Here is a 12,040-nt window from a genome sequence, read left to right as displayed (position 1 = left end):
GATGATGCTGTTGCACCGGCCCAGGCGGGGAGCGTTGGCTGCCCGCCGGCCAGCAGGGCTGTGGGGGCCGCTGGCCTGGTTGCTGTTGGCCGCGCTGGCTGCCGCGATGCCGCTGGCAGCGCGCGCTGCACCCGCCAGCGCCATTGCCTGGCCGGCCATCCTGTTCCCCGACAAGAACCTGTCGCCCTACTGGGTGGCTGAGTTGATCGTGCAGAACAAGATACCGATGCAGATCCAGGCCTTTGATGTCGATGGCGACACGCGTAAGGCCCAGCGTTTCTACCAGGAATGGCTGGGCGGCAAGGCCGATTTTTCAGAGACCACGCTCGACGGCATTCCGATCCTCGGCGCGCGCGACGGCAATTTCCGCATCACGGTTGAATTCCGGCCCCTGCCCAGCGGCAAGCAGCAGGTGCGCATCTCCTCGGCCTGGCTGCACGGCGCCGTGCCGCAACTGGTCAGCGACCAGCTGCAGCGCCGCAGTCACCTGGCCGTGCCGATGGGCAGCGATGAGTTCTCCGACACCTTTTCATTCGATGCAGACCGGGTCAACCGCACCAGCGTCTGGGGCAATACCTTGAGCGTTGAGGCCAATGAGCTCTATATCCGCGAGCAGGCGCTGGTGGCGGGCTGGACGGTGCTGAGCCGCAAGACCATCAAGGGCGGCACGCGCGCCCAGGTGGTGCTGCGGCGTGGCGGGCAGGAGGCGGTGATCGCCATCGCCCACAACGGCGTGGGTTGCTCCATCGTCATCAGCAACACCTTGCCGCAGGCCTAGCCGCGTCCCCCATGCCGATACCCAAGCACCCCACCCCTGTTCCTCGCGCCAGCCGGCAATCCGGGCAGATCATGACCGAGTACGTGATCGTCGCCGGTGTGCTGGCCGCCGTTTTCTTTGCACCGATGCCGGGTGCCGACAAGTCTTTGTTTCAGCTGCTGATTGATGCCTTTCGCGCAGCCTGGGCTTCCTATTCCTACACGATCTCTTTGCCATGGTGACCCCAAACTCTCCCAAACCGAATCGTTTCTCACGGCTGGCCAATGGCTCGCGCCGTGCCGCCCCGCTGATCGCCGCCATTACCCTGGGTGTGGTGGCCGCGGGCCTGGGCTGGTACTACCTCAAGACCTCCGAGGCCGAGATCCAGGCCAACCTGGAGTCCGAAGCCGAGCGCCTGCGCACCGATGTGGTGGTGCCGATCCAGAACATTCCCGCTGGCACCGCGCTCTTGCCCGAGATGGTGGCCAAGCGCAGCGTGCCCTCGGCCTATGTGCATGCCGATGTGCTGACGCCGGACATGATCGACGGCTTTCTGGGGCGCCAGCTGTCGGTGGACATCAGTGCCGGCAAGCCGCTGCTGGCCAACTTTTTTGTCACGCCGCGCAAGCTGTTCTCCGAAGAGCTCGAAGCGGGCGTGCGCGCCGTGACCATTCCGGTCGATGAGGTCAGCACCATCTCGGGCATGCTGCGCGCGGGCGACCATATCGACTTTCTGTTCATTGCCGACAAGGATGGCGGCACCCAGGCCGAGGACGCCATCGTCGTGCCGCTGTTGCAGGACGTGGTGGTGCGTGCGACCGGCCAGATCACCTCCGAGCAGTTCTCCGAGCTGCGCAAGCGCCCTGATATTGCCAACACCGTCGATCCCTACCGCCAGCGCAGCTACACCACGGTGACCGTGGGCCTGCCGCCGGTCGATGCCCAGCGCCTCATCCTGGCGCAGAAGCTCGGCAAGATCGTTGCGGCCCTGCGCAATGCCGATGACCGCCAGAAGCTCGACACCGGCACCAACGCCCAGCAGCTGGCCAGCTATATCGACAGCTTCCGTCCCCAGCAGCCCGTCGTGCGCGCAGCGCCCACCCGCGCCCCGGCGATGGTTGAGTACATCGTGGGCGGTGGCGGGGTCAAGACCCAGATGCAAACCCCGCTGGCGGCCTTGCTGGGCGCTGCGGCCGTGCCTGGCGCTACGGTGCCCGCGCCCCAGGCGCCTGCCGTCACCGGTTCCTACTGATTTCCGCCCCGTCCTGCATTCTTCCCCGGCCACGCTGCGCCATTCGCTCCATAGAGTTGGTAGACCATGAATTCCTCGATGATCTGTATGCCTCGTCCCCGCCCAGCCCTCCCGACCTTGGGGGCAAGGGCTTGCGTTGCGCTCGCCCTGGCCCTGCCCATGGCTCCGTTGCTGGCCGCGCAGGCCTCTACGGGCACCAGCTCGCCCACCGCGGGCGGCGCACTGGGAGATATGCTGCGCGCCGCGCAGCGAGCGTCGCTGCAGGCCGAGGCCGAGCAGCGTGACGGCGATGGCGGTGATTTCGCCCGCGATACCGAAGGGGGCTCGGCGCCTTCCACATCGCCGGGCTTTCGCACCTTGCCCACTGTCAGCGTCAACACCCAGCCCGCCTCCGATGTATCGGGCATCGGCGGTGTGCAGCCCTTGGTCATCAAGCATTTGCCCACGTCGCTGTCGCTCTATGTGGGGCAGATGACCTTGATCGAGCTGCGCGACGTCGTGCGGGTCGCCGTCGGCAATGGCAAGGTGATGGAGGCGCGGGTGGTGGACCAAAAGAGCCTGCTGCTGACGGCGCTGGACGCCGGCGAAAGCACGGTCCATATCTGGCGCAAGGACGGCCAGGTCAGCAGCCTCAAGGCGCGCGTCAACGTGGTCGATCTGGACCGCATCGAAGGCGAGATATCGATGCTGACGGCCGGCATCACCGGTGTGAGCGTCTCCCGCGTGGGCGAGAAGATCATTCTTGATGGCGCCAACCTTGACCCGGCGGCAGTCTCGCGGCTGCGGGAGATTGCGCGCATGTACGGCCCGGCCGTGGTGTCCTTCGCCACCTCCGAGCGCCTGCGCGTGGACCGCATGATCGAGATGGACGTGCGCATTGTCGAGTTCTCGCGCTCGGCGCTGGACGACCTGGGCATGAAGTGGGACACCACGGGCGGTGGCTTCAACTTTGGCCTGTTCTCCGATATCGCCTCCAACGGCGGCTACCGCATCCTGCCGGAGAACTCGCCCTTTCTGAACCTGGACAGCGGCTACGGCCAGGGCTTTTTGGACCAGCGCCGGCGCAAGGCGCGCTACTACTTTGGCCTGAGCACGGCGCTGACCTCGGCCATCAACTTGCAGGTGCAGCGCGGCAATGCGATGCTGTTGGCCTCGCCCAAGCTCACCACCCGCAGCGGCGGCGAGGCGCGCTTCCTCTCGGGCGGTGAAATCCCCTTGCCCGCGATGAGCGCGCTGGGCACCGGCTCGGTCAACTACAAGCCCTATGGCCTGCGCCTGCATGTCAAGCCGATGGCCGATGGCGCGGGCAACATCTCCGGCTCGATCCTGGCCGAGGTCAGCAACATCGACCAGTCGGTCTCGGTCGATGGCATCCCGGGGCTGCTGACGCGCCGCACCGAGAGCGAGTTCAATGTCGATGACGGTGACACCATCATCCTCTCGGGCCTGCTCAGCCGCCAGTCCTCGCGCGCCACCGATGGCCTGCCGGGCCTGCGCAATGTGCCGGTACTGGGCTGGGCCTTCAAGAACAACAACGACAGCGACACCCAGATCGAAACCGTGGTGTTCATCACCCCGCGTGTGGTGACCGCGCGCGATTCGCGCCCCCGCCTGGAGCGCACGCAGCAGATGGAAGAGCAGATCTCCAACGGCTTTACCGACCTGACCGAAGACCTCTACCGCAACTCCAAAAAGGCCGAGCCGCCGATGCCCGAGCGGGGTCTGGACCCCGAGAGCTATTCGCACAACTGATGGCTGCGGCCGCTGATCCCGGAGAAGACCGTGCACAAGTTACTAGTCAATTCGCCCCGCCAGAAAGCGCAGGAGTTCGAGCTCGGCGCCGAGACCTTCACCATCGGCAAATCCAGCGACCGCTCCTTGCACCTGACGGGCTGGAACGTGGCGCGCGACCATGCGGTGGTGATGCTGCATGACGGCGACGTCTTCATCGAAGACCGGGGCAGCCTGTTTGGCACCTGGGTCAACAATGAGCGCGTGACCCGCTATGGCCCCTGCCGAGGGGGCGAGGAGGTGGTGGTCGGCGGGCATTCGATCATCGTCGTGCTCGATGACAAACTGGGCGGGCAGCGCGAAGAAGCGCAGAGCCCGGGCCAGACAGCGCAGCCCGCGCTGGAGCACCAGCGCCCCACGCGCAACGAGCCCCGTCCCGAGGACCCGATGCTGCAGTGGCGCCGCCTGCTGCACCGCCAGTTGCTCGAGCAATTGGAAGCGCGCCGCATCGACACCATCAAGATGAAGGACGATGAGCTGCGCTCCAACGTGCGCGCACTGATTGCCGAAATCATCCGCGACACGCCCAACCTGCCCGAGACCATTGACCGCGCCGAGCTGAGCCAGCAGCTGCTCGACGAAGCCATTGGCCTGGGCCCGCTGGAAGTGCTGCTGCAGGACGATTCGGTGACCGAAGTGATGGTCAACCGTTTTGACGAGATCTGGATCGAGCGGCGCGGGCGCCTGGAGCGCACCGATGTGTCCTTTACCAGCGATCTGGCGGTCAATGGCGCCATCGAGCGCATCGTGACGCCGCTGGGCCGGCGCATCGACGAGAGCTCGCCAATGGTCGATGCGCGCCTCAAAGACGGCTCGCGGGTGAACGCCATCATCCCGCCGCTGGCGATTCGCGGCCCCAGTATCACCATCCGTAAGTTTCCCAAGAAGCGCATGGGCGCCGAGGGCATGGTGCAGTACCAGTCGATCTCGCAGGCCATGGTCGATTTTCTGCAGCTGGCCGTCGAGAACAAACTCAACATCGTGGTCTCGGGCGGTACCGGCACCGGCAAGACCACCTTGCTGAACATGATGTCCAACTTCATCCCCAACGACGAGCGCATCCTGACGGTGGAGGATGCCGCCGAACTCTCGCTGAACCAGCCCAACCTGGTGTCGCTGGAAGCGCGCCCGGCCAACGTCGAAGGCAAGGGCGCCGTTTCGATCCGCGACCTGGTCAAGAACTCGCTGCGGATGCGCCCGGACCGCATCGTCGTCGGTGAGTGCCGAAGCGGCGAAGCGCTGGACATGCTGCAGGCGATGAACACCGGCCACGATGGCTCGCTCACCACCTTGCACGCGAACTCGCCGCGCGATGCGGCTGCCCGTATGGAGGTGCTGGTGACCATGGCGGGCATGAACATCCCCGTCACCGCCATCCGTGAGCAGATTGCCTCGGCCATCCACCTGATGGTGCAGCTCACCCGCTTCCCCTGCGGCAGCCGCAAGATCACCCAGATCACCGAGGTGCTCAACTGCACCGATGGCGTGATCCAGATGCAGGATATTTTTGTCTTCCGCAAGACCGGGCTGGATGCCGAGTTCCGCACCCAGGGCCGCTTTGAGGCAACCGGGGTGATCCCGGACTTTGTTGCCAAGCTGGTCGAGCACGGCGTGCCGGTGAACATGGAGGAATTGTTCTTCCAGGGAGAGCCGGCATGAAGAACTGGCAGTTCCTCGGCTTTTTGCTGGCCGCCGCCGGCTTTGTGGTGCTCTCGGGCTGGCTGGTCTACAGCCGCATGGGCGAGTGGCGCGACAAGTCCAATGTCTACCTGCGCGGCCGTGGCCTCCGGATTCTGGGCATCTCGGAGTTCCATGCGCAAAAGGCGCTGACCCTGGCGACCGGCCATGTGGCCATGGTGGTCGTGGCCGGCATCATCACCTACCTGATTGCGCGCAACTGGTTGCTGGTGGTGGTGGTTTGCGGCGCTGTCTACTTTCTGCCAGCGCGCTGGTTTGCCTGGCAGCGCAAGAAGCGGCGCGAGCGCATCGAGGCCGAGCTGCCCGATGCCTTGCTCTTCATTGCCAGCGCATTGCGCGCGGGCAGTGCGCTGTCGGTGGCGTTGCAGATTCTGGTGCGTGACCAAAAAGGCCCGCTGGGCGATGAGTTCGCGATCGTGCTCAAGGAGCAGCGCATTGGCCTGTCGTTTGACGACGCGGTGCAGAACATGGCGCGGCGCATCCAGATTCCGGACTTCATGCTGGTGGTAGTGGCCTTGCGGGTGGCCAAGGAAGTGGGCGGCAACCTGTCCGAGCCGCTGCAGCTGCTGGCCGAGACCCTGCGCAAGAAAGCGATGCTGGAAGGGCGCATCAAGGCGCTCACGGCCCAGGGCCGTATCCAGGGCCTGGTGATGACCATGTTCCCGGTGGTGCTGGGCGGCATTCTGTACCTGATGCAGCCGACCATGCACCTGCTGTTTGTCACGCCCATCGGCTGGGGGGTGCTGGCCGTGATGGTTGTGATGCTCACCTTGGGCTATATGTCCATCAAGAAAATTGTCGCCATCGACATCTGAGCCATGAAAAACGCCATTCTGCTTGCCGCCATCTTTCTGTCCGCTGTGATGGCCGGCATCATCTTGCTGTACTTCGTCGCCATTGTGCGCAAGGCCCGGCCATCGGTGCGCGAGCACATGGATCCGCTGCCCTGGGGCATTCGCCTCATCTGGCCGGCGGTCAATGTGCTGCAGTTCCATGTCTCGGAGATTGCGCCCACCTCCAGCCTGCTGCGCTGGAAGCGCAAGCTGCAGTTGGCCGGCCTGGAATATGTGCTCAAGGCCGAGGAGATCATCGCCGTGCGCGTGATCGCGATGGCCGTGGTGGCGCTGGCTTTCACGGGCGCTGCGATGGCGCTGAAGATCGATGGCCAGTGGGTGCGCCTGGCCTGCCTGGCAGGCCTGCTGCTGGGCTGGATGCTGCCGGCGATCTGGGTCAATGACCGCAAGAAGCGCCGCGACAAGGAAGTACTGCGCACCTTGCCTGGCTACCTCGACCTGATCACGCTGTGCTGCCAGGCGGGCCTGGGCTTGACGGCGGCGATCTCGCAGGCGGTGCAAAAAGGCCCGCGTGGCGCAATGCACGAAGAGCTCGAACGCCTGCTGCGCGAGATGCGCACCGGCATGAGCCGGATGGATGCCTTCAACGCCATGGCCGAGCGCATGGACAACAAGCATGTGCGCGGCCTGGTCTCCAACCTGACCCAGGCTGAGTCGCTGGGTGCCAGCGTCACCGATACCCTGGTCGCCATCTCCGAGCAGCGCCGTACCGAGCGCTTCCAGCACGCCGAGAAGCTGGCGATGGAGGCGCCCGTGAAAATGCTCGGCCCGCTGGTGATCTTTATCTTTCCGGTCACCTTCATGGTGATCTTTTTTCCACTCGCGGTGCAGATGTACCAGACCTTGAAATGAAGGGGCCAGGCATGCCCGCAGTCAAAGTACAGCTGGCCCGGCGCTTTTCCGAGCGCGCCTTTGGCCTCATTTTTCGCCCGCCACCGGCCAGCGGCGAGGCGCTGGCGTTCGATCGCTGCGCGGCCGTGCACACCTGCTTCATGCGCTATGCGATCGATGTGGTGTTTGTCGATGCGCAGCAGCAGGTGCTGCGCATCAGTGCGGGCCTGGCGCCTTGGCGCATGGCCTGGTGCCGGGGCGCCAAGCGCGTGCTGGAGCTGCGCAGCGGCGAGGCCGCGCGCCTGGGCCTGGCGCCGGGCCAGCGGCTGCAACTGTGTTGAAGGAGCTTTGCCATGTTCTTGAAGAAAACCAAGCCAGCGCGGCAAAGCGGGGTGTCGATGACCGAGACCTTGATCGCGCTGCCGGTGGTGCTGGTGTTCACGCTGTCGCTGATCCAGTTTGCGCTGATCTACCGCGCAAGGCTCACCTTGCAGTACGCCGCCAATGAGGCCGCGCGCGTGGGCTCGCTCAACAATGCGCTGCCGCTGCCCTATGACCTGCGCATTCCGCTGGCCAAGAAGGGCATGCTGGCCGATGTGAGCCTGGGTAATGTCAAATCGGCGCTCACCAAGGGCAGCGTCTGGCAAGGCTTTGTGCGCGGCATGATGCCGCTTTATGTGTCCGAGTCCAGCGTCTCTGGCCTGCTCAAGGGCTGGGTCAACACCAATACCGACCTGATCCAGGGCAGCTGCATCGAGTACGTCAACCCCACGCAAAACACCTTCCTGGACTGGGCGATGGTGGAGAACTATGGCGAGTCGCGGGGCATTGTGCGCATCCCCAACGACAGCCTGCGCTACCGCAAGCCGCTGCCCTATGAGCGCGATGCCCGCACGGGGGCCACCGACACCTACAACGGCGATACGCCGAACCTGGAAGACACGCGGCTGCGCGGTGCCGTCTCCAACAAGACCTTGGGCGAGACCAATATCCTGCACCTGCGCGTGCACTATGGCTACAAGCTCAGTGTGCCGATTGCCGGGCCCATCATCATCAAGGCCATGCAGGGCTACCGCTATGTCTCCAAGCACATCGGCTCGGTGCTGACGACCGGCGACGATGTGCTCAGTGCAGAAGCCACTGACCTCTCGGCCATCGATGCCTTCTTTCTGGCAAGCGACCGCTTTCCGCTGACGCAGGAGGCCTCGGTGGGCATGCAGTCCTCGCTGTACTGGCATCCGTTCTATTCCTTTGGGCCGGCGCGCGATACCTCGGACCTCAATGCCAGCTTCAAATGGGACGTGGCCGACGGCAACAGCGGCCTGGGTGACTACGCCACCCTGGTGCCGGATCTGGTCGGCAATATCCGCAACGGAGCGCAGTGGGTGACCGCCCATGTCGGCAATGCGGCTATGGATGGCCTCAAGGACGTGGTGGGCCTGCGCAATGCTTTTTGCCCGGCGATCTGGGCCAATCCGATGGGGGTGGAGAATGTGCCCAATCCATTCGATGCGGCGCCTTGATAGGTCACTGGCTGATGCGGCTGCGCTGCTGCTGGTAGCTGCGCTGACCGCCGTGCTGGGCGCCGCCCCGGCCTGGGCGCAGACGGTGTGCAAGAGCGAGGGCGTTGAATACATTCTGGGCGGTGCCGCTGCGAGCGGACCCGGCTGCAAGGCCGCAGCCGCCGCTGCACCGCCAGCACGCCGCACCTTGCGCATGGCCGCATCCGCCCCGGCGCCTACCCCGTCGCAAGGCCCGCGCCCGCGTGAACGCGCAGATTTTGGCCAGGACGAGCGCCGCCTGATCCTGGAGACCGAGCTGAAAAAGGCCCAGCAGGTGCTGCAGGGCTTCTCCCAGGCGCTGGGTGGTTCAGCCGGCAGTGCGGCACCGGCAGACAAGAGCCGCGCGCTGGCCGATGTGCGGGCCCTCACGGCCGAGCTGGCCCGGCTGCCGCCGGTGGCAAGCCGCTGAGCGTTAGTCTTGCTCCTCCAGCGATTGCAGCAGCCCGTCCGCATTCGCATAGCCCGCCGCCTTGGACCGCCGTGCCCAGAACCGTGCGCCTGCAGCGTCCTGGGTGTGGATGGCGATTTGTGCCAGGTTGTAGGCGGCGGCGCCATCGCCCAGGTCCGCAGCCAGCACCAGCCAGTCCCGCGCCTGCGCGTCATCGTTGTCTACGGAACGCAGATGCTGGTAGACATTGAGGGCGGCGCGCTTGTCGCCCGCCTGCGCCAGGCGCTTTTGGCGCAGCAGCTCAGACTCCGACATGCGCGCAATGCCGGCGCTGTTGGCGCCGGGCTCATAGCGGATGCCGGTCGGCGGGGCGGGCAGCGGCGCATAGGGGATTTGCTTGCAACCGGCGCTGGCCAGTAGCGCAAGCAATGCCAGGGGAAGGGCGATGGAGGACAGGCGCATCGCCGCATTGTGGCATTCCGGTGCCATCAACGCTTTCAGCGCACAAAGGTGGAGGGCTGCAGATCCGGCGTCGTGGCCTTGCGCCGCTCCAGCCAGAATGCCTCGTTCTTTGTCAGCATCTGGAAGTCCTGCGCATCCTGCAGCTTTTGCGCCGCATCCATCGGCCAGTTCGGGTTGTAGATCAGCTCACGTGCCAGCGCCACCAGGTCCGCGTCGCCGTTGCGCAAAATGGCCTCGGCCTGCTGCGCATGCACGATCAGGCCAACGGCCATCGTGCGCGCGCCGGTGGCGGCCTGGATGGCCGATGCCAGTTCGACCTGGTAGCCATAGCTGGCAGACTCGCCGCCGCGCCGCGGCGAGCCGGCAATGCCGCCCGAGGAGCAGTCGATCACATCGACACCCAGCGGCAGCAGGCGTTTGACCAGCGCGATGCTGTCCTCCAGCGTCCAGCCACCGGGCGCGCCGTCGGTGCAGGACAGGCGCACAAAGAGGGGCAGGCCTGCTGGCCACACGGCGCGCGCCGCATCGACGACGGTCAGCAGCAGCCGGCAGCGGTTGTCAAAGCTGCCGCCCCAGGCATCGCCGCGCTGGTTGGCCAGCGGTGACAGAAAGCTGTGCAGCAGATAGCCATGGCCGGCATGCAGCTCCAGCACCTGGTAGCCCGCCTGCGCGGCGCGGCGGGCAGCGGCGGCAAAAGCCTCCACCACCTGCTGGATCTGCTGCAGCGACATGGGCAGCGGCGTATCGAGGCCCTTGCCTGCGGGGATGGCGCTCGGGCCCATCGGCATCCAGGCATCCCAGTCGGCGATGTCCGGCTGGTAGGGCAGAGCCCCCCGGCCCTGCGCGGGTGTCAGCTGCCGGGCCTTGCGGCCGGCATGCATCAGCTGGATGCCTGGCGTGGTGCCGCAGTCGCGCATCAGCTGCACGATGCGCTGCAACGGCGCGACCATGTCGTCCTGCCACAGCCCGATATCGCCCAAGGTGCCGCAGCCGCGCCGCTCCACACCGGTGCCTTCCTGGAACACCAGGCCGCTGCCGCCGGCGGCCAGGCGCCCCAGGTGCATCAGATGCCAGTCCTGCACCTGGCCGTGGCGGCCCTGGTACTGCCACATGGGGGCGGCGACGATGCGGTTCTTGATCACCACATCGCGCAGCTGCAGTGGGCTGAAAAGCTGGTTCCGGGTTTCGCTGTGGGCCATGGTGCTGCCGCCTACTTCTTGACGAGAGGGCAGGCCGACTCGGACAGCGGCAGGAAGGCCTTGTCGGCCGGCACCGTGCTGATGACCTTGTAGTAGTCCCAGGGGGCCTTGGACTCCTGCGGTGACTTGACCTGGAACAGGTACATGTCGTGCACCATCATGCCGTCCTCGCGCAGACGGCCGTTCTTGGTGAAGACATCGTTGATGGGCATCTCGCGCATCTTGGCCATCACCGCCTTGGCGTCCGTGCTGCCGGCCGCCTCCACCGCCTTCAGGTAGTGCTTGACCGAAGAGTAGGCGCCCATCTGGCTCATATTGGGCATGGCATTGACCTTGGCAAAGTACCTCTTCGAGAAGGCACGCGTCTCGTCATTCATGTCCCAGTAAAAGGCCTCGGACAGCAGCATGCCCTGCGCAGTGCGCAGGCCCACCGAATGCACATCGTTGATGTACATCAGCAGCGAGGCGAGCTTTTGCTTGCTCTCGGGGGTGATGCCGAACTCACGCGCAGCCTTGATCGAGTTGACCAGGTCATTGCCAAAGTTGGCCAGGCCGATCACATCGGCTTTGCTGGCCTGGGCCTGCACCACGGCGGACGAGAAGTCCGAGCCATTGAGCGGGTGCCGGGTCTCGCCAATCACCTTGCCGCCCACGGTGCCAATGGCCTGGGTGGTGGCCTTGACGATGTCATAGCCGCCCGAGTAGTCGGCGGTCAGAAAGTACCACTGCTTGCCGATCTTCTCGGCCGCCGCCTTGCCCACGGTATTGGCCAGTGCATAGGAGTTGTAGGCCCAGTGCGCAACGGTGGGGCCACACATGTCACCGGTGATGCGGTCGCTGGCCGGGCCGCTCATCACCAGCACCTTGCCTTTCTCCTTGGCGATGTTGAGCACCGCGAGCGCGGCGGCCGAGCCGCCCACGTCCTGGATCGCGTCGACGCCGTTGTCATACCATTCGCGCGCCTTGGCCGCTGCCGAGTCGGCCTTGCTCTGGTGGTCGAAGGTCAGCAGCTCGACCTTGCGGCCCAGCACCTGGCCGCCGGCCTCATCAAGCGCCATCTGGGCAGCGGTGATGCTGCCCTTGCCGGTGATGGCCGAGTAGACGCCCGACTGGTCGACGATCAGGCCGATGCGCACCGGCGGGCCCGATTGCGCGCTGGCGCCCAGCGACAGGCACAGCAGCGCTGCGGCCAGGCCCAGTGGTTTGACGGGGGCGCGCAGCGCAAAGAGGTGAGAAATACGCATGG

General features: G+C 65.5%; 13 protein-coding genes. 10 read left to right on the top strand and 3 right to left on the bottom strand.

Features of this window, described 5'->3' with window-relative positions; translation table 11 throughout:
• Nucleotide 1: 1 nt before the first annotated feature.
• The 10 genes from WH303_RS12605 (at nucleotide 2) to WH303_RS12560 (ending at nucleotide 9,154) form a co-directional block, all read left to right on the top strand.
• A complete protein-coding gene (locus WH303_RS12605) occupies nucleotides 2-778 on the top strand; it encodes a hypothetical protein (protein WP_339518860.1) in 777 nt (258 codons plus the stop codon).
• Between the two features lie 11 nt (nucleotides 779-789).
• Nucleotides 790-999, top strand: a complete 210-nt coding sequence (locus WH303_RS12600; protein WP_312987518.1) for a hypothetical protein — start codon at nucleotides 790-792, stop codon at nucleotides 997-999.
• Nucleotides 993-2,009: a Flp pilus assembly protein CpaB gene (gene cpaB / locus WH303_RS12595; RefSeq protein WP_182345174.1), complete on the top strand. Its 1,017-nt coding sequence runs from the start codon at nucleotides 993-995 to the stop codon at nucleotides 2,007-2,009. Before WH303_RS12600 ends, cpaB begins: the two co-directional genes overlap by 7 nt.
• Nucleotides 2,010-2,168: 159 nt before the next feature.
• Nucleotides 2,169-3,761 carry a type II and III secretion system protein family protein gene (locus WH303_RS12590; protein WP_339518858.1) on the top strand — a complete coding sequence of 531 codons (1,593 nt, stop codon included), beginning with the start codon at nucleotides 2,169-2,171 and terminating at the stop codon, nucleotides 3,759-3,761.
• Between the two features lie 30 nt (nucleotides 3,762-3,791).
• Nucleotides 3,792-5,459: an ATPase, T2SS/T4P/T4SS family gene (locus WH303_RS12585; RefSeq protein WP_312987521.1), complete on the top strand. Its 1,668-nt coding sequence runs from the start codon at nucleotides 3,792-3,794 to the stop codon at nucleotides 5,457-5,459.
• On the top strand, nucleotides 5,456-6,313 hold the full coding sequence (locus tag WH303_RS12580; RefSeq protein WP_021027430.1) for a type II secretion system F family protein: 858 nt from the start codon (nucleotides 5,456-5,458) through the stop codon (nucleotides 6,311-6,313). Before WH303_RS12585 ends, WH303_RS12580 begins: the two co-directional genes overlap by 4 nt.
• 3 nt (nucleotides 6,314-6,316) lie before the next feature.
• The gene (locus tag WH303_RS12575) at nucleotides 6,317-7,204 is read left to right on the top strand and encodes a type II secretion system F family protein (RefSeq protein WP_021027429.1); all 888 of its coding nucleotides are present in this window, start codon (nucleotides 6,317-6,319) and stop codon (nucleotides 7,202-7,204) included.
• Between the two features lie 11 nt (nucleotides 7,205-7,215).
• On the top strand, nucleotides 7,216-7,524 hold the full coding sequence (locus WH303_RS12570; protein WP_232539557.1) for a DUF192 domain-containing protein: 309 nt from the start codon (nucleotides 7,216-7,218) through the stop codon (nucleotides 7,522-7,524).
• 12 nt (nucleotides 7,525-7,536) lie between these two features.
• Nucleotides 7,537-8,706 carry a TadE family protein gene (locus WH303_RS12565; protein WP_339518854.1) on the top strand — a complete coding sequence of 390 codons (1,170 nt, stop codon included), beginning with the start codon at nucleotides 7,537-7,539 and terminating at the stop codon, nucleotides 8,704-8,706.
• Nucleotides 8,693-9,154 (top strand): hypothetical protein, encoded by a 462-nt coding sequence (locus WH303_RS12560; RefSeq protein ID WP_339518852.1) that lies wholly within the window; start codon nucleotides 8,693-8,695, stop codon nucleotides 9,152-9,154. The genes WH303_RS12565 and WH303_RS12560 overlap by 14 nt, the downstream gene beginning before the upstream one ends.
• Nucleotides 9,155-9,157: 3 nt before the next feature.
• Here the strand turns inward: WH303_RS12560 and WH303_RS12555 are convergent, their stop codons facing one another.
• The 3 genes from WH303_RS12555 to WH303_RS12545 are packed head-to-tail and all read right to left on the bottom strand — an operon-like array spanning nucleotide 9,158 to nucleotide 12,038.
• Nucleotides 9,158-9,595 carry a hypothetical protein gene (locus tag WH303_RS12555; RefSeq protein WP_339518850.1) on the bottom strand — a complete coding sequence of 146 codons (438 nt, stop codon included), beginning with the start codon at nucleotides 9,593-9,595 and terminating at the stop codon, nucleotides 9,158-9,160.
• Between the two features lie 35 nt (nucleotides 9,596-9,630).
• Nucleotides 9,631-10,794, bottom strand: coding sequence for an NADH:flavin oxidoreductase/NADH oxidase (locus WH303_RS12550; RefSeq protein ID WP_339518848.1), 1,164 nt, complete (start codon nucleotides 10,792-10,794; stop codon nucleotides 9,631-9,633).
• Between the two features lie 11 nt (nucleotides 10,795-10,805).
• Nucleotides 10,806-12,038 carry an ABC transporter substrate-binding protein gene (locus WH303_RS12545; RefSeq protein WP_339518847.1) on the bottom strand — a complete coding sequence of 411 codons (1,233 nt, stop codon included), beginning with the start codon at nucleotides 12,036-12,038 and terminating at the stop codon, nucleotides 10,806-10,808.
• Between the last annotated feature and the right edge of the window lie 2 nt (nucleotides 12,039-12,040).

The sequence above is a fragment of the Comamonas sp. MYb69 genome, from assembly GCF_037479315.1.
Taxonomy (GTDB): domain Bacteria; phylum Pseudomonadota; class Gammaproteobacteria; order Burkholderiales; family Burkholderiaceae_C; genus Comamonas.
The sequence above is the reverse complement of the archived record's forward strand: the minus strand, read 5'-3'. Positions and strand labels throughout refer to the sequence as shown.